Source organism: Prevotella sp. lc2012, from assembly GCF_900107065.1.
Taxonomy (GTDB): domain Bacteria; phylum Bacteroidota; class Bacteroidia; order Bacteroidales; family Bacteroidaceae; genus Prevotella.
The window spans coordinates 885,573-903,788 of sequence record NZ_FNUF01000001.1 but is presented as its reverse complement, the minus strand read 5'-3'; the positions used below and the strand labels follow the sequence as shown (position 1 = coordinate 903,788).

At 49.0% G+C, this 18,216-nt stretch carries 13 protein-coding genes; 7 read left to right on the top strand and 6 right to left on the bottom strand.

Annotation, left to right across the window (positions count from 1 at the left end):
• Positions 1-82 precede the first annotated feature (82 nt).
• Together BLU99_RS03930 and BLU99_RS03925 are read right to left on the bottom strand one after the other, a co-directional pair.
• The gene (locus tag BLU99_RS03930) at positions 83-1,240 is read right to left on the bottom strand and encodes an alpha/beta hydrolase-fold protein (RefSeq protein WP_091899841.1); all 1,158 of its coding nucleotides are present in this window, start codon (positions 1,238-1,240) and stop codon (positions 83-85) included.
• Between the two features lie 25 nt (positions 1,241-1,265).
• Positions 1,266-2,450, bottom strand: a complete 1,185-nt coding sequence (locus tag BLU99_RS03925; RefSeq protein WP_091899840.1) for a glycoside hydrolase family 26 protein — start codon at positions 2,448-2,450, stop codon at positions 1,266-1,268.
• A gap of 243 nt (positions 2,451-2,693) precedes the next feature.
• On the opposite strand from BLU99_RS03925, the gene BLU99_RS03920 reads away from it, so the two are divergent.
• The 3 genes from BLU99_RS03920 to BLU99_RS03910 are packed head-to-tail and all read left to right on the top strand — an operon-like array spanning position 2,694 to position 10,351.
• Complete coding sequence (locus tag BLU99_RS03920) at positions 2,694-6,656, top strand: two-component regulator propeller domain-containing protein (protein WP_176771026.1); 3,963 nt, start codon at positions 2,694-2,696, stop codon at positions 6,654-6,656.
• A 23-nt stretch (positions 6,657-6,679) separates the two neighbouring features.
• On the top strand, positions 6,680-9,115 hold the full coding sequence (gene galA / locus BLU99_RS03915; protein ID WP_091899838.1) for a beta-galactosidase GalA: 2,436 nt from the start codon (positions 6,680-6,682) through the stop codon (positions 9,113-9,115).
• Positions 9,116-9,139: 24 nt separating this feature from the next.
• Positions 9,140-10,351, top strand: a complete 1,212-nt coding sequence (locus tag BLU99_RS03910) for a glycoside hydrolase family 27 protein (protein WP_369807699.1) — start codon at positions 9,140-9,142, stop codon at positions 10,349-10,351.
• A gap of 77 nt (positions 10,352-10,428) precedes the next feature.
• Here the strand turns inward: BLU99_RS03910 and BLU99_RS03905 are convergent, their stop codons facing one another.
• Positions 10,429-10,809, bottom strand: a complete 381-nt coding sequence (locus BLU99_RS03905) for a RidA family protein (RefSeq protein WP_091899836.1) — start codon at positions 10,807-10,809, stop codon at positions 10,429-10,431.
• Positions 10,810-10,831: 22 nt separating this feature from the next.
• Positions 10,832-12,067: a PDZ domain-containing protein gene (locus tag BLU99_RS03900; protein ID WP_144006083.1), complete on the bottom strand. Its 1,236-nt coding sequence runs from the start codon at positions 12,065-12,067 to the stop codon at positions 10,832-10,834.
• 195 nt (positions 12,068-12,262) lie between these two features.
• On the opposite strand from BLU99_RS03900, the gene BLU99_RS03895 reads away from it, so the two are divergent.
• A complete protein-coding gene (locus tag BLU99_RS03895; protein WP_091899834.1) occupies positions 12,263-13,777 on the top strand; it encodes a Y-family DNA polymerase in 1,515 nt (504 codons plus the stop codon).
• 9 nt (positions 13,778-13,786) lie between these two features.
• The gene (locus BLU99_RS03890) at positions 13,787-14,011 is read left to right on the top strand and encodes a hypothetical protein (RefSeq protein WP_091899833.1); all 225 of its coding nucleotides are present in this window, start codon (positions 13,787-13,789) and stop codon (positions 14,009-14,011) included.
• Between the two features lie 26 nt (positions 14,012-14,037).
• On the opposite strand, the gene BLU99_RS03885 is transcribed toward BLU99_RS03890, so the two are convergent.
• Complete coding sequence (locus BLU99_RS03885; RefSeq protein ID WP_091899832.1) at positions 14,038-15,378, bottom strand: MATE family efflux transporter; 1,341 nt, start codon at positions 15,376-15,378, stop codon at positions 14,038-14,040.
• 430 nt (positions 15,379-15,808) lie between these two features.
• On the opposite strand from BLU99_RS03885, the gene BLU99_RS03880 reads away from it, so the two are divergent.
• On the top strand, positions 15,809-16,435 hold the full coding sequence (locus BLU99_RS03880) for a nitroreductase family protein (protein WP_255397429.1): 627 nt from the start codon (positions 15,809-15,811) through the stop codon (positions 16,433-16,435).
• Positions 16,436-16,488: 53 nt separating this feature from the next.
• Positions 16,489-17,448: a glycoside hydrolase family 43 protein gene (locus tag BLU99_RS03875; RefSeq protein WP_369807698.1), complete on the top strand. Its 960-nt coding sequence runs from the start codon at positions 16,489-16,491 to the stop codon at positions 17,446-17,448.
• Positions 17,449-17,504: 56 nt separating this feature from the next.
• On the opposite strand, the gene BLU99_RS03870 is transcribed toward BLU99_RS03875, so the two are convergent.
• Complete coding sequence (locus BLU99_RS03870) at positions 17,505-18,056, bottom strand: hypothetical protein (protein WP_091899830.1); 552 nt, start codon at positions 18,054-18,056, stop codon at positions 17,505-17,507.
• Positions 18,057-18,216 lie beyond the last annotated feature (160 nt).

The window sequence follows — 18,216 nt, the reverse complement described above, 5'->3', positions numbered from 1 at the left end:
GATACAAAAGGGAGGTATAAAAGACACAAAAAAGGATGAGGCTGCAATGAGCCTCATCCCAGAGAATGATGAAAGATAAACACTATCTAAATAATAGTGGTAGGAATGCATTCAGGCACCTTCGCCATGTGAGCCACTCATGGGCTGTGCCCTCTGATGTGTAGTATATTGTGTTGATCCCAGCCTGATGGAGCATCGTGTTGACATGACTGCTGCCGAGGTCCTCTTCTGTACCTGTGCCGATAAAGAGAGTGTGTATTTGTTCGTTGAATCTTGCTGCATCGGCAAAGATACCATTGTATAGTTGGTCAATCTTGGTGTTGGGAGTCATGAACAGGGCACCGCTGAATGAACCGAGGTGGGCGAACATGTCGGTATGCGTCAGCACTATATCAAATGTCTGACGACCACCCCAAGAGAGACCGGCCATAGCCCTATGCTCTCGATCGGCGTAGGTGCGGAATGTCTTGTCTATGAACGGGATGATCTCCTGTATTAGGATGGGCTGGAAGGTCGCACCGAAAGTGTCGAACGACACTTCTGGCTGTTTGCGCATCAGACTCTCGAAGCCGATGCCACAGTTGCCATTGTCCATGACCACGATCATTGGACGGCACTTACCTGACGCTATCTGGTTATCGAGAATGGAACCAGCCCGTCCCTGTTTAACCCAACCCGTCTCATCCTCGCACATGCCATGCTGGAGATACAGCACGGGATAGCGTTTTTCAGAGTTCAAATCGTATTCTGCGGGAGTGTAGACCATGCAACGTCTATAGCGCGACTCTATTGCTGACCAGTATACGACCGAACTGACACGTCCATGAGCAACATCCTGATTCCTATAATAATCGCCTTCCACACCTTCCGGTATTTCTATCATGCTTGAGCGTCCGTAGCTGCCGCAATAGGTGTCGGTGTTGATATCTGTGACGCAGATTCCGTCAACCATGAAATGGTAGAAGTGGGGACCGACCACTAGAGGGTTGATGACGGCATACCACCAACCGTCGTCATCGCGTTCCATGTCGTGGGTTCCCTGCAACTCGAGTGTCACCTTCTTCGCCTGTGGGGCATAGAGTCGGAAGTAGGCCCTATGTTCCCTGTCGATACGTGGGTAGTCGCGCTGGAATAGGACCGTTTCCGACACCATGGTGTTTGCGGGTATTGGCCGTTCTTGTGCCGTTGATGAAAGAATATATGCCATCATGGAGATACATAATAAGATAATCTTTCTCATTATTATTTTTATGTTTGATATTTTGTTATTTAATCTTTTGGATATCTTTCAGAAACAGATAATTCTTATTCTGTTTCATCACTTTCAGATAATCTTCGTGTCTCGGTTGTCTCAGCCACTGGAGGTAATGCTCACGTACATCCGCTGGCAGTTTTCTTATCTCGTCGTCGGTTAGCATGTGTGTGGCAGAATGACTACCACGTGGTGGGGCATGACGCCATGTCAGCAAGTAAACCGACTCATAGTTGACCAAGAGATCTTGAAGACCAGTGCTGATGGGACCGCATTCGCTGAGTGCATGTAACTTGTGCTTCTCGGTGGCCAAGGCGGTTGTGAACTGTAAAGCTATGTTCACATCACGGTAGAACTCGTCCCCCGATCCATACCAGTCGATAGACAGCATGTCGATATAATCGTCGCCTGGATATCCCTTCAGGTATGCCTCAGGTGAGTAGACTTTATCAGTATTATAGGCATAGAGGATATTGTGGAGTCCCTTGGCGCGCAAGTAGTCGACGGTATAGCGCCAGAGATTTGCATATTCATCGTCGCGGCAGCGTGTCTGTCCCCACCAGAAGAAATTGCCAGAATGCTCATGCCATGGACGGAAGATAAAAGGGATGAGATGTCCGCTGTCGTCACGCCAACTGAGGAAGAAACGTGCTAGTCGTTCGAGCCAGTTGTTGAACATGGCGTGGTTGCTACCACCAGGAAGAATGCTCCTGACTGCATTGAGTCCGTCGGCAGAAAGCATGCTGACATCCCATGCAGAGCCAGCCCCATTGGGCTCCTTAATGCCTGGCCATTGGGATGAGATGGGGTTGACGACATGCCAGCTAACGGTGATGATACCTCTCTGACGATGCCACCACCGTACTCGTTCGCGAATATCGCGGAAGGCCACAGAGTCGAGACTGCGGTCACCGCCGAGTTCAATCTCTCCTAGTTCGAAGCCTACCACAGCGGGATAGTCACCTACGGTCTCTTTCGTGTCAGAACGCCCCTGCTCGTTCCACCAGGTGTGTCCGCACATCAAGTCATCTTGATGGCCGTACATCGTGCCCTGTTTCTGACTTTTCCATAACCATTCATATAATGCGCGAGCTTCGGGGGTCGCCTCAGGGTCGGCAGGTCGTTTGGTGCCGGCCTGTGCATAGCCGTTAATCAGTCCTGTGATAAACAGGAATACGAACAAAACATTTTTTTTCATACTCGTTATCAATTTAAAAATTTCTTTGTGTGATTGAGTGTTGACTGTTTGACAGCGGCAAAGATACGAAGAATGCGTGAAGGGGGAGTCCGCCAATGTATCAAAATACATTTATGGAGAAGAAAGATACAAACGGAGAGTGTGTAGGCGAAAAATATTCTCAAGAAGAGAAAAAATATTGGAAGAGCGTATGTCAAAACGGTTGAAATGCTTATATTTGCATCGAGAAAAGTTGAAAGTAAGATGAAGAAACGGATATTCTTTTTGGCTGTATTCTCAGTTTTCCTCCAGATAACTGTTCTTGGCAATCCTGTATACTGGAATGTGAATGTCCAGTCTGGTTTGTCCGATAGTTTTGTGAAGGACATTCTTCGTGATCAGTTCGGTTTTATGTGGTTTGCCACCAACAACGGGCTTGATCGCTATGATGGTTATCAGTTTCGTAAGTACACCACCATTCCCTTGGGCAATCTCAATGATGATATTGAAAGTATCTGTGAAGATGCTATGGGCACCATCTGGGTGCTTTCTGTGAATGGGATATATGCCTATGATTGTGTGAAAGATCAGGTCTTTGAGGATGTTGCCGATAGACTTGCAACGTTGGGTATCACCGAGCCGATTACTTGGTTATGCACTGATGATCATTTAAATCTTTGGGCTCTGTCAAGACATCGGATATTCTTCTATGATTTCAGTGGGAAAAAACTATCGGTTATCGATAACCTCTCCGAGACGTCAATCATACGAGTAACCTCGTATGGCGGTGAGGCATATGCATTAGCAGAGAACGGCGACTTCTTTCGTGTTGACATGCGCTCATGTAAACTGATGTATGAGAATTCTATTTACATGCCAGACACTTTTTGGCGTATGATATATTTGGATACCCAAGGGCGACTTTGGTTTTATATTAAGCATTATCCGGACAATTGTCTTCATTGTTATTCGGTCAGGGAGAAGAAATGGAGTGCCTCTACGGTGTTGGAGCCATTGTCAAAAATGATATTGACTTCTCTGACTGACGACGGGAAGGGCAGTATATGGATAGGAACAGAGAACGATGGCGTATATATATATAGTACGAATGTGGGCGGAGAAGATTTTCGTCGGTTAGACTGTCGGGAAGGCACCGGAAGACTGCCTAGTAATCATATCAGCAGTTTATACAAGGATTCGAGAAATACGATGTGGATCGGGACGAGCAAACGAGGTGCTGTCTATATGGATCTGACAGATCCGTTGTTCTCCGTGAAGCGGTTCAGTGGAAAGGAGGATGTCAGTTGCATTGTCGATGATAGAGAAGGGAACCTCTGGGTTGGGTTCGACGGGAGCGGGCTATTAAGGATCGATTCCAACGGGCATGAGACGCTTTTCAACCAGAAAAACGGTAGTCTGCCGACTGATATTGTCACCTGCTCTTTGGTAGATAGGTCTGGTAGGCTCTGGATAGGGACCTTCGGCCATGGTGTCTTTTATAAAGAAGGACAGCGCTTCGTGCCGTTTTCTTGTGGTGATGTAAAGCAGCAACTCTTCATCACATGCATGACAGAGGATAGTGACGGCAATCTGTGGTTTGGCTCCATTTATCAAGGGTTGTCTTGCTATCAGCGGGATGGTGGTGAACGGTTATTCACAACAGATAATTCCATCCTGAAGACCAATAGTATCAACTGCTTGTATAGCGACAATAGTGGGCATCTGTACATTGGATCAAGTACGGGGTTCTATATTCTCGATGTCAAGACAGGGTCATTCATGAAACGGAAGGGTTGCCTGCTGCCACTAGCCGATACGTTTGTGACTTCTTTATACAAGGATAGAAGAGGACTCGTTTGGATTGGTACGCGGGTGGAATTGATTGTATATGACGAGTATCGCGACACCCTCTATCGGCTTACGCAGAAAGATGGTCTGTCGAACCCGTATGTCAGAACTGTAACAGAAGACAATGCTAAAAATGTTTGGGTTAGTACGGACAATGGTCTGACATGTGTCTCGGTCAAGAAAAGTGGTGTTTCTAGTTGGTCATTTGTCTGCACTCCGTATTTTGAGGAAGATGGTTTGCAAAACTCGATGTTCAGTAGTAATGTGACATGTCATACCCGTAAGGGCGATTGCCTCATTGGCAGTACCAATGGTTATCTATGTATCCTTCAAAACCGGAGTCAACCTTCTTATCCACCAGTGAAAATCATCTTTACGTCACTCTATTTTGGAGAGCGACAGGTCATAGTGGGCGACGATACGGGCGTTCTTGATCGAGGCATCCAGCAGACCGACGGTATCGTGTTAGATTATGACCAGAACAATCTTGTTCTCACAGTGTCGGCCATGAACTATACACGGAAGCACAAGATACATTATCTTTATCGTCTGAAAGAGACACAGAAAAGGTGGGTGTTGCTTGACGGGAACCGTATTAATTTCAATGCACTCGCACCAGGCTCATACACTCTTGAGGTGAAAGCTTCCGATCTTGGTGGGTGGACAAGCGACGTCTCTGTACTTAGGATTCGAGTTAGGCCCCCATTCTGGCTGTCGTTACCCGCTTTTGCCTTTTATTTCTTGTTAGTTGTTGCTGCTGTCTTTATGTATGTGAGAAGGATGATGAGAAAGCATCAGGAGACACTTGCCGTACAGAAACTGGAGTTGGAACTAGAACAGCAGCATCGGTTGGAAGAGAATAAGATCCGTTTCTTTACTAATGTGAGTCATGATTTGAAGACTCCGCTCTCGCTGATTATTACGCCATTGGAGAAAATACTGTCGGGTAATTTGGAGACGAAGCTCCGGATGGAGTTGGAGTTGGTGTGGCGCAATGCGTGTTTGTTGATGGATGGGGTAACTCAGCTTTTGGATTTCCGGAAGATAGACGTCGGTACAGAGAAACTACAACTCTCACATGGGGACTTTGTGGAGTTCCTTCGCAAGACCGTTGATAGTTTCAGGCACTATTCTCAGGGGCGAGGCATACATCTGAGCCTGCGTATTAATGCCCAGAGTTTAGAAATGAACTTCGACCAGAACAAAATGCGGCGTATTGTAACGAATTTGCTTTCCAATGCTTTTAAATATAATAAGGAAAATGGGAGCGTTGTCGTTACGGTTGGACGGACGGTTGCAGGCGATGGCTATCCTCAGATGCGCTTAGAGGTTGCTGATACTGGTATTGGTATTAAGGAGGCGAGTAAGGAACGTGTCTTTGATCGTTTCTATCAGGAAGAGGGTAATACGGAATATGTAGGGAGTGGTATCGGTCTACATATTGTGAAGGAATATGTGGCGATGCATCATGGAGATGTCTTTGTTGAGGATAACCATCCACAAGGTAGTGTGTTTGTGGTAACCATTCCGATGGATTTGCCTGTGATGACAGATGCACAAGCTGAAGCCCCCCTGCAGGAGGAGAACAAAAGTGTAGAATCTCATGACATGGAGGATCGCTGTAACGGAGTGACCATTCTTGTCGTCGAGGATAACCTTGATTTCCGTATGTTCCTCGAGAGATGCTTGAACGAACAGTATCGTGTGCTCTTAGCAGCGAATGGTGTTGAGGCGCTTGGCATTTTGAAAAGACACGATGTGGATATTGTCATCAGTGATGTTATGATGCCAGAAATGAATGGCCTGGAATTGTGTAACCGTATCAAGACCGATGTCTGTTTCTCACATATCCCGGTTATCCTGTTGACAGCTAAGTCGACAGAGGCAAACATCATCTCAGGATTAAAGGACGGTGCCGACGATTATATCACTAAGCCTTTTAATTTGAGTATCCTGAGACTGCGTATACAGAAGATCCTGGATTGGACTCGTAATAATCATCGTCGTTTTACTGGAACGATGGATATCTCACCGAGTGAGATCACTGTTAGTTCCCTCGACGAACAACTGATTCAAAAGGCCATAGAGATTGTGGAGAAAAATATGGGCGATTCCGAGTTCTCTGTCGAGGATTTCGGTATGGCTATAGGTATGACGCGTGGCCATCTTTACAAGAAACTTATGACTATAACGGGAAAGTCGCCTCTTGAGTTTATACGTATCCTAAGAATCAAACGTGGACGGTCTTTGTTAGAGCAGGGGCGCACGAACATCTCTGAGGTGGCATATACTGTAGGCTTTTCGCCTAAGCAGTTCAGCAAGTATTTTAAAGAAGAGTATGGATGTCTTCCGTCGGAATTTGTAAGAAAAAATGACTAATATAACTAAGTATTGTAATTAAAATGAAACGAAGACTATTTTTAGCTTGTCTCCTAGGAACCGTGATATGTGCGTCGGCTCAGACGGGAATGCGTGAGACCGTTCGACTTGACGAAGGGTGGAGGTTCGCTTACGGACATGCAGCAGACCCTGTCAAGGACTTTGGCTGTGGCACGGAGTACTTTAACTATTTAACAAAGGCCAACTCTATTCATAATGAGGGACCGTATGCTGTGAAGTTCAATGATTCGACATGGCAGGAGGTGATGGTACCCCACGACTGGGTGGCCACCCTGCCTTATGCGCCTGAAGCTAGTCACTCTCACGGTTATAAAACGGTGGGTTACAAATATCCCACGACAAGCGTGGGCTGGTATCGAAAAACTATCAGCATTCCGAAAACAGATGAGGGCAAGCGGCTTACCTTGCGCTTTGATGGCATCTTCCGAGATGCTCGGGTGTGGTTCAATGGCTTCTATATGGGTTCGGAGCCCAGTGGCTATGCTACCCAAGAGTATGATGTGACGGAATATGTGAACTATGGTGGAGACAACCTTATCTGTGTGCGGGCCGATGCTTCGTTGGAGGAGGGGTGGTTCTATGAAGGCGCAGGTATCTATCGGGATGTGTGGCTTGAGAAGACGGCTGCTGTGAGTGTGGCTCCCTTTGGAACGTTTGTCTATGCCGAACTGCGGTCGCCCTATACCTCTGCAACCATCTATATTGAGACAGAGGTGAATAATCACTCGTCGAAGGTACAAGACTGTCAGGTGGAACAGCGGATCCTAGATGCCGAAGGGCATGAGGTAGGCAAGACAATCTCTGTGATGATGGATGCCTTGAGACCAAGGGAAACACGTGGATGTAAGCAGCAACTGACATTGTCAGATCCTCATCTTTGGAGTACGACCGACCCTTATTTGTATAAGGTTGAGACCCTTATTCGTGTTAATGGTCAAGTGACTGATTGCTATCAGACGACAATTGGTATTCGTGAAATCGCATTCGATGCAGACAAGGGCTTTCTGTTGAATGGTCAGCAGTTGAAACTGAGGGGAGTCAATCTGCATCAGGATCATGCCGGAGTCGGGACTGCCATGCCCGAGGCTCTGATGGCGTGGCGCATCCGACAACTCAAGGAATTGGGTTGTAATGCCTATCGTTCTTCTCATAATCCGGCATCGCCGGCACTACTCGATATCTGTGACCATGAGGGCATTCTTGTGATTGACGAGAATCGTCTTACGGGCGTCAACGAGGAGCATCTGCGTTTGTTGGAAAGGCTAATTAAGCGCGACCGAAATCACCCTTCTGTCATCCTCTGGAGTTGTGGTAATGAGGAGTGGGGTATCGAGAACAACGTACAGGGTACGAGGTTGGCGGAAGCGATGAAAGAATATGTACGCCTGTTTGATCCTACACGACCATCGACGCTGGCTAATGCTGGAGGCTCGGAGCTGATCAAAGGGGTCGATGTGGTGGGCTACAATTATATCTCACAGAATGATGTGGTGAATCGCCGTCTCCAGCATCCAGAGTGGCGGATTGTGGGTACTGAGGAGTTTACCGGTTGTGGTACCCGTGGCGTTTATTTCGATTCACCCGATGTGCCAGGCCGTATGCGTTCGATGAACTTCGACGAGAAAGGCTATGGCGTGGAGAACGTAATTGAGCGTGGTTGGCGCTTCTATGCTGAACACGACTGGGCGGCTGGCGCTTTCTTTTGGACAGGTTTCGACTATCGTGGTGAGCCAAATCCTTTGACCTATCCTGCTACAGACTCTGAATTTGGTATCCTTGACTATTGCGGTTTTTGGAAAGATGAGGCTTGGTATCTGAAATCATGGTGGACAGACGAGCCGGTACTCCATATCTTCCCTCATTGGAACCTGCAGGGACATGAAGGCGAGGAGATTGAACTTTGGGCCTATAGCAATTGCGAGGAGGTGGAACTGACTGTGAATGGCCGAGACCTCGGACGTCAGACAATGCCTCGCAACGGTCATCTCAAATGGAAGGCTGTTTATCAGCCTGGTAAAGTGGTGGCTGTTGGCTATAAGAATGGTCGACGTATCATGAGTAAGACCATTGAGACTACAAAGCCCGCTGCTAAGATTGTACTGAGATCTGACCGTCAGACTATCGATGCCGATGGAAGAGATCTGGCTGTCGTGACGGTTGAAATACAGGATATTGAGGGACATATAGTCCCAGATGCAAGTCCTCTGCTCACTTTTTGTTTGGATGGGGATGGGCGTATCCTAGGAGTGGGAAATGGTGATCCTTCTTATCTTGGGGCGGATCATCCGCAGGGAAAAGACTGTAAGACGTTCGTGATTCCAGCCTTCAATGGATTGGCGCAGGTGCTTGTCCAGAGTAGCCATTCTCCTGCCGTTCTTACGCTAACGGCTTCGGCCGAACAACTGAAAAATGGAAATCTAACTATAAATGTACAATAGAAGAAAATGAAGAGTTTAATCAAAATGATTATCTTGGGCGGTATGATTGCCCTGATGGTGATGCCTGTAAGGGCACAAAAATGGGAGAAATTGGCTGACACTCCGCAGATGGGATGGAGTACGTGGAACAAGTTTCAAGGAAATATCTCTGAAGAGATTATTAAAGGTATCGCTGATGCGATGGTGGAGAGTGGGTTACGTGATGTTGGTTACACCTATATCAATATTGACGACTGCTGGCATGGACAGCGTGATGGCAATGGCTTTATCCAGTCAGACCCCGTTCGTTTTCCCAACGGCATAAAGGCTGTGGCCGACTATGTGCACAGCAAAGGTCTTAAGCTTGGTATATATAGTGATGCAGGCACAGCTACCTGTGCTGGGATGTCTGGCTCACTCGGTCACGAGTATCAGGATGCCATCCAGTATGCCCGTTGGGGAGTTGACTATCTGAAATACGACTGGTGTAACACAACGAATATCAATCCTATAGGAGCCTATCATTTGATCAGCGACGCCCTCCGCGCAGCTGGTCGTCCTATCCTGCTCAGCATGTGTGAGTGGGGTAATAGTCGTCCGTGGAAGTGGGCGAGGGAAGTAGGACATTCTTGGCGTACCACGCCTGATATCTGGTGCGACTTCGACTCTCTGCGTATCTTCCCAGGTTATACGCAGTTCGGAGTGATGCAGTGCATACAATTTAATGACACTTTGCGACAGTATGCCGGCAAAGGGCATTGGAACGACCCCGACATGCTGGAGGTTGGTAACGGCATGACGGAGAATGAGGATCGCGCCCACTTCACTATGTGGTGCATGATGGCCAGTCCTTTGATTCTCGGCAATGATTTGCGCTCAATGAGCGAGGCTACCCGTCGTATCATCATGAACAAGGAGATGATTGCTGTTGATCAGGATACGTTAGGCGTTCAGGGACTACATTATAAGGATCGTGACGGTCTGCAGTTCTGGTTTAAGCCCTTGGCTGGTGGTGACTGGGCCTTTACCATCCTCAATCCCACCCGCCAGGATATCACTTGTGAGATGAACTGGCAGGACTTTAATCTCACCGATGAGCAGGTGAGCAAGCAGAGTACTGCTTTTGATACAACCGTGTATAAAGTGTACAATCTGTGGACGCATAAGACCGAGGGAAAGACTAGCGTGAAGAACAAGACCGATCGCCGCATCATTGTCAGGGCTCGTGACGTGGCCTCCTATCGCCTGATCAGATAATCAATCCTTGGGCTTGCTGAAGGGAAACTACGATAATCAAGAAAAGGGAGTCCTGCGTGGACTCTCTTTTCTTTTTCTTACCTCTCTGCGACGACCTCAATCTCGACCAAAGCACCCTTGGGGAGGGATTTGACGGCCACGGCCGAACGGGCAGGATATGGTTCTGTGAAGAATTCTGCGTACACAGCATTCATATTGGCAAAATCGTTCATGTCAGCCATGAAAACTGTGGTCTTTGCGACATTACCCATCGTCAGTCCTGCTTCTTTAAGAATCGCCTGTACGTTCATGAGTGACTGACGAGTCTGTTCCATAATACCTCCATCAACGAGTGTACCTGTAGCGGGATCTATGGGTATCTGTCCAGAGGTGAATACGAGGTTTCCGATAGTTTGAATGGCCTGACTATATGGCCCGATGGCTGCTGGAGCCTGTGGAGTGCGGATTACTTTTTTCATATTTGTTCGTTTTGTGTTTTATTTAATGTGTTCTTTTCAGTGTAACTTGTTTCTCAGAACCGTCTGGACTCCGAAACTTCAGTCGTGCTTCCTTGCCATCCGTCTCCATCCGTCTATACGAGCAGAGGTCTGTGATAGGTGTGTCGTTGGCTTCTATTAGGTAGTCTCCCGTACGTATGCCTTTCTTGTAAGGTGTCGAACCCTTACGTACAACGGCTTTCAACACACCCAGCGTGTCGTCTGCCTCTGCGGGTAGGAATGACAAAGAACCAACCTCTTCGTTGCTTACGACGATTTGCTGTTGCCCGTTGTGCGGAAGAAACACGAAACGCTTCTTATTCGAATCGATAATCAGTGAGGCGTGTCTTAACAAAGCGGCGCCAACTCTCGAAGTCTGATGGGCGGTAGATACATACAGGTCGTTGATACCCAGTCTGCCTATCTTTACTGATGGGAAATGAAGGATGCGCTCTTCAAGGGTGTCTCTCGACCAGCCATATATGCCCCAGCTAGTGTTGATGGTCGTGTCGATAGCAGTTGTTATCTCGTCCACCATCTTCCTCTTTTGGGGTCGTTTTGTCAACCATCTGTTCAGATCTTTCTGTGGCACCAAAAGCCATGTGTTCTGTGCTCCAGTGTCGAAAACGGTCTCCATATATCCAAAAGATAGGTCGATGGTCACCACGGGGCGCGATTTTCTAATCAGTCTGTATCTTGCAGCTGGTTGATTCTTCTCTTCAGCGGCAAAAAATCCCTTTCTGTCAGTGACAATCAGCAGACTGTCTTTTGTGTCGAGTTTGAACGACAGCCCTTGCCCTACGAGGTTGAAGCCCAATATACCGTCAAACTCGTTGCATAACACATTTCGCATCGTAGCCTCGACCGTCAGAGGGTAATGCTCAATCACAAGACTGCCAAGCTTCATCGACTTGCATTGATACATCACGTGCGTATTCTGTTGATTGTTTACGTCATAAAATGTTATGCTGTCTGTATCTATTGGCTTCATCCATTCTTCCTCCTCACCGAACCACAGGCCAATCGGACTGCCTGTGTCGAACAACAGATACTTTGTGCTTCCTTCAATCTCAACGGGCACAACAACTTGTCCGTGCATCATCTTAATCTTGATGGTATCGGCAAAGTCCTTCTTTGAGAAGGTAACCAAGTCCGAAACGGATTCAATCTGACTTTTAGCTGTCACAGAAATCGTTGCCATCAATATGGCCGATGTGATAAGAATGCTTCTGGTGTACATATCGGTTGGTTTTTGGTCGTTTTGTCTCTGATATTCCAGAGGTGGCGTAATCTTGCCATTTACAAGGGACAAAGATAATATAAATACCATAATTATAGCTATGATTTGTGGAAAATCGTGCAAAAAGGGTGCTATTCCATACAGAATACGGAGATTTTTCATAACTTTGCGAGGAATCTTGAGAATGACAAACAGATGTCAGACAAACAGCGCACCTATATTGCTATCGACCTGAAGTCGTTCTACGCTTCAGTGGAGTGTGTGGACAGAGGGCTTAATCCCCTGACCACGAATCTGGTGGTGGCTGATGTGAGCCGTACGGAGAAGACAATCTGTCTGGCTGTCTCTCCATCGCTGAAACAGTATGGTATCAGCGGTAGGGCTCGTCTCTTTGAGGTAGTACAGCGGATACGTGAGGTGAACTATCAGCGACAGTGTCGGACAGCCTCTCATCGTTTGATGGGGAAATCGGTATCGGACACGGAACTGCAGACTCATCCTGATTGGGCCGTGGACTATATTGCAGCTAAGCCGCAGATGGCACACTATATTGAAGTGAGTTCAAAGATATATAGCATTTATTTGAAATATGTTGCGCCAGAAGATATCCATGTATATTCGATTGACGAGGTGATCATGGACGTAACGGCCTATCTGGGCAGTTATAAGATGACGGCTCATCAGTTGACGATGAAGATGATCTGCGATGTACTCTCGCAGACGGGTATCACGGCTACGGCAGGCATCGGCACGAATATGTATCTCTGTAAGGTGGCAATGGACATCGTGGCCAAGACGATGCCTGCCGACAAGGACGGGGTGCGCATCGCCGAGCTCGACGAGATGACGTATCGCCAGAAACTATGGGACTACCGGCCGATTACGAGGTTCTGGCGGGTAGGGCATGGTATTGCAAAGACGCTGGCTTTCTATGGCATTGATACGATGGGTGAGTTGGCGCGTATGTCTGTGCGGAACGAGGAACAGCTCTATCGACTCTTTGGCGTGAATGCGGAACTGCTGATTGATCATGCATGGGGCTGGGAACCATGTACGATGGAGGCTGTGAAGGCCTATCGTCCAGAGACCAACTCCTTCAGTAGTGGGCAGGTGTTAAAGGAACCGTATACCTTCAGAAAAGCCCGTGTAGTCGTGCAGGAGATGGCCGAGGCTATGGCTCTAGAACTGGTATCGAAGCGATTGGTGACGGATCAGTTGGTGCTGACTGTTGGCTATGATGCGGAGTGCCTGACACGCCTGGAGATTCGGGCTCGATATCGCGGTTTGATAACCACGAACTACTATGGTAAGCAGGTACCGAAACATGCTCATGGAACGTTCAGCATCGGTATGCCTACCTCGTCGTCAAGGCTCATCATGGAGGGGGCGGCAGAGCTCTTCGATCGCATCGTCAATCCTGACCTGCTCATTCGACGGCTGAACCTGACGACTAATCATGTGATGACGGAGGACTCTCTTGCCGTCAGACAGACAGAACCAGAGCAACTCGACTTGTTTGCGGATTATGAGGCCAGAGACGAACAGCGCCAGAAGGAACAGGCTTGGCTCGAGAAGGAACGTCGTGTGCAGGAGGCGCAGTTGAAGATTAAACAGCGTTTCGGAAAGAACGCCATCCTCAGGGGACTGAACTTCGAGGAGGGGGCTACTGCCAAGGAGCGCAATCAACAGATAGGGGGACATCAAGCATAATAAAGTACAATGGGGAAATATGACGATATTATCAACCTGCCGCATCATGTCTCGAAGCGTCATCCGCAGATGTCGATGTGGAATCGAGCGGCGCAGTTTGCACCGTTCTCAGCCCTGACTGGCTACGGTGATGCCATCAAGGCGTCGGAACGAGAGAACGAGAGAAGCTATGAACAGGCAGACATTGACCAGGAATACCTCAATCAACAGGATTACAACCAAGACGACTACTAGCAGTCAGACTACGACGGAGGCGATTGCTAAGCCTTCACGAAACCCTTGTCAGTCCATTTCTTCGAGCGCCAGCGTCGCATGAGGATCACCCCACGGACATTCTCGTCCAGCGCGAAGGCTACCCACATGCCCAACAGACCATAGCCTAGCGGGATACCCAGCACATACCCCAGTCCCACGGCGATGCTCCACTGATATATGATTCCGATCACCACAGGATATATTGCGTCGCCCGTCGCCCTGAGCGTGCCTACGGCGAAGATGTTCGATGTGCGCCCCACTTCCAGGAACAGGTCGATCACCAGCACCCAGCATCCCATCCGTATGATCTCCTCATTGTCCGTGAACATTGTCAGGATGCCTTTTCCCGTCAGAGCGAGCAGAGCCGATCCTGCTAGTGTGATGATCAGCGACAGTCGGAAGAAATAGTTGCCCAGCACGTAGGCCGCCTGATGCCGTCGCTGACCCACAAGATGGCCCACGAGGATCTCACCTCCCTGCGTCGAACTCACGCAGAACAGATACACGAACATGATCATGTTCACACAGTATGTCCGCGCTGCCAATGCCTCGTTGCTGATCTGGTTGATGAAATATGTGATCACCACCTGCGACAGACTGTACGATATGTTCTCGCTCATCGCTGGTATGCCGATATGCAACAGGTTGCGCAGTTCCTGCCAGGGCATCGGCCTGAAGTATCGTAGCGGGAAGCGTCTGATATGTACACGGAAATGGATTGTGCCCAACAGAATCATCGAGATACCTCGGCTCACCACCGTGGCCAGGGCCGCCCCCTCGACACCCATGCGCGGGAAACCCCAGTGGCCGAATATCAGGGCATAGTTGCCCAACATGTTTGTCACATTCACGATGCCCGTTACGATCATCGGGTATACCACCTTGTCGGCACTTCTAAGTGAGGCCGAGAAGGTCAGCGATAGGGCTTGGAAGAACGAGAATGCTCCCACTAGTCGCAGGTACACCAAGCCGTCGCCCATCAGTTCTGGGCGCAGGCCCATCAGATGAAGCAGACTCTCTGCGAAGAAGAACAGCATGGCACTCACCGATAGTCCTATGAGCAGGTTCACCACCAATGCCATACCCACCACTTGCACCAATCGCTGTTTCAGTCCGGCACCGAAATACTGGGCACAGAGGATGGCGGCACCCATCGAGAAGAACTGATACACGAGGAACACCAGCGATATGAGCTGGTTGTCTAGCCCCACCGCAGCCACACTGTTGTCGCTATATCGACTGAGCATCACGGTGTCCACCGCCCCCAGCATCATCACGAGTGCGATCTCTATGAACACAGGTATTGTAAGTACCCTCAGTTGTTTCTTCAGTGAGTTATTCGGCATATTATTATATGGTTATCCTGCTTTTGAGCATGCAAAGGTACAAAATAATCCCTTTCCATGCAAGCGCACGCACCTCTTAGTCGTTTGTTTGTCTAACGTCTTGATTTAGAGCAATAAGCGCTTACGGAGCTTTCTGTCAGTCATCATCGTTACTCAATCCGTCCTGCGGAAGTATACAAAATGTGTCAGGTGCTCGGACGACTCTGAGAGCTCCGTTTTCAGAACGTTTTGGCGCCCTCGAGGTTTCCTCCGAGGAAAGTCCGACTTTCCTCCGATGAAACTCCCACTTTCCTCCGGGCAAAGTGTGACGTTGCAGGGAGGTATCTATTTCTGATGGCAAAACATTTGATTTCTCGCTTTTTTTTGTATCTTTGCAGAGTGAAGAGTCGTGTGAAAAAACAAGATGAAAAGAAAACCTGAGATTATGAATATGAAAAGATTTTTAATGGCATTGGCTGGGGTGCTGTCGATGACAGCCGCCAACGGTCAGGAAGTAAAGACTGTGACCCCGAAGAATTGCGAAGGCGCTAGCATTCTGGAGAATATCATGACGCGTACTAGCGTGCGCAGGTATACTGACCAGGCCGTGAGCGCCGAAACCGTTGAGACGTTGCTTAGGGCTGGCATGGCTGCTCCCACGGCCGTGAACAGACAACCGTGGCACTTCATCGTGGTGACAGACAAGGAAAAACTGGCAGGACTGGCTGAGGTAAACCCGAATGCGGGTATGGTGCGCAGGGCTCCACTGGCCATCGTGGTGTGCGGTGATATGAGCAAGGCACTTGATGGACCGTTGCAGGCGTACTGGGTACAGGACTGCTCGGCGGCCACGGAGAATATCCTGTTGGCAGCGCATGCCATGGGGCTGGGTGCCGTCTGGACGGGTACATACCCTAACAATGCACGAGAGGAAAGCGTGCGCCGCGTACTGGGACTTCCAGAGAGCATCGTACCACTGAACACGCTGGTGATAGGCTATCCTGCCGAGCAGCCGAAGCCGAAGGACAAGTGGCGCCCAGAGAACGTGTCGTACAATGTCTATGGCGGACAGAAGTAAATGGGATGGGTTTTATAGCACGATTTTATAAGACGTTTTCTGTGATGTGCCTCATGGCCTGCGTGCAGGGAACTGCGGCTCAGGGATGGGTGCCGAAGGTGAAACATGACATCCCGCTCGAGTCGATACGACTGAGTGACCCTGCTGTGCTGGCGGATCAGAAGACGGGTCTGTATTACATGACGGGTACGGGCGGCATGATGTGGCGCAGCAGCGACCTGAAACGGTGGGAAGGACCGTTCGTGGTGACGTCTTTCGAGGCTGACTCATGGATGGGACCGCATCCGATGATCTGGGCTGCGGAACTGCATCAGACTGGTGATGGGAAATACTATTACTTTGCGACGTTCACAAACCGTGAGGTGAAGATCGACACGGTACGGGGGAATGTGATTGAACGGCGGGCATGTCAGGTGTTACGTGCGGACGATCCTATGGGACCATATCGCGCTTTTGGTGATGCGACCTACCTTCCAGCTGGCAGACCAACACTTGATGGTACTTTCTGGCGCGACACGGATGGGAAACCTTATATGGTGTTCTGTGGAGAATGGCTACAGAATTGGAACGGGACCATAGAGAAAATCGAATTGAAACCGGACTTAAGTGGGACGGTGGGGGAGCCGAAGGTGCTGTTCCGTGCCAGCGACTCACCCTGGAGCAGAGAGAAGGATGAGAACGGACAGGTGACCTGGAACAAGGTGACTGACGGACCGTGGCTGTTCCGTACAGGTTCAGGACGACTGGGTATGCTCTGGACATCGTGGGTGTTCGGCGACTATACGCAGGGGGTGGCCTACTCGCAGAGTGGTACGCTCGATGGCCCGTGGATACAGGAGCCAGAGCCTGTGACACCCCCGAACTATGGGCACAGCATGCTCTTCCAACGGTTCGACGGTCAGTGGATGATGTCTGTGCACAGTCATAGCCAGGATGCCTACGGCCGTACAGTGAGGATCCCGCGCTTCTTCGAGGTGGATCTCACGGGTGATAGACTGGTGGTACGGCCGTAGGGCATGCCCTGTACTAACAACAATAATAAATCAACCTAAATCTATACTATGGCTTATTAATTCTTGATGACGAGACGGCCATTTCTGCCGAGGATGTTGAGCATCTGGGTAAAGCCTTTGGACTGCTGCTCGTTGTTCGCATCATCCGTGAGGCTTCCCGTGTAGTGCTGGGGGAGATGCAGTTTATAGACAGATAAACCCTGTGGGCCGTCATAAATCATTTCCTTCATGAGAACTGGGGCTGGCACGAAATGGCTCGAGTGGATGGCAGAAAGATTAGCCTTGAACAGCAGTTGGTTCTGGTTGAAGAAATATATCTCGTGTGGCGGTGTGGGAAAGGCCACCGAATCGAGGTATTCTGTATCGCGGAAATAGAACGTAGAGTCGGTAGGATCGAACGACTCGATGTTGCCGATAGTGATTACGCTGTCGCTCGGAGCAAAATGACCGTCGGGCTGAGGGGCTCCTGTAGTCTGGATGACAGCCCAGAGGTAGGAGGGATCCCAGTCTTTGGTGAACTCCTTGTGGTGTTCATCATTATTACATGAGGTGACCACGAGCACGCCTACTGCGATGACTATAATCGTGTTGATAAGTCTTTTGTGCATTGTTGTATGGTTTTAAAGCTTTGTTTCTGTCAATATAACCTGAAAAAGCGGAAATCTTGCAGACCACGGGGGGAGATTAACTTTTTTTAAAGCAAGAAGGCAGAGCGGTTGGTTGACCGTTCTGCCTCTTTGCCTATCTTTTATGCAGGCTGATTGCGTA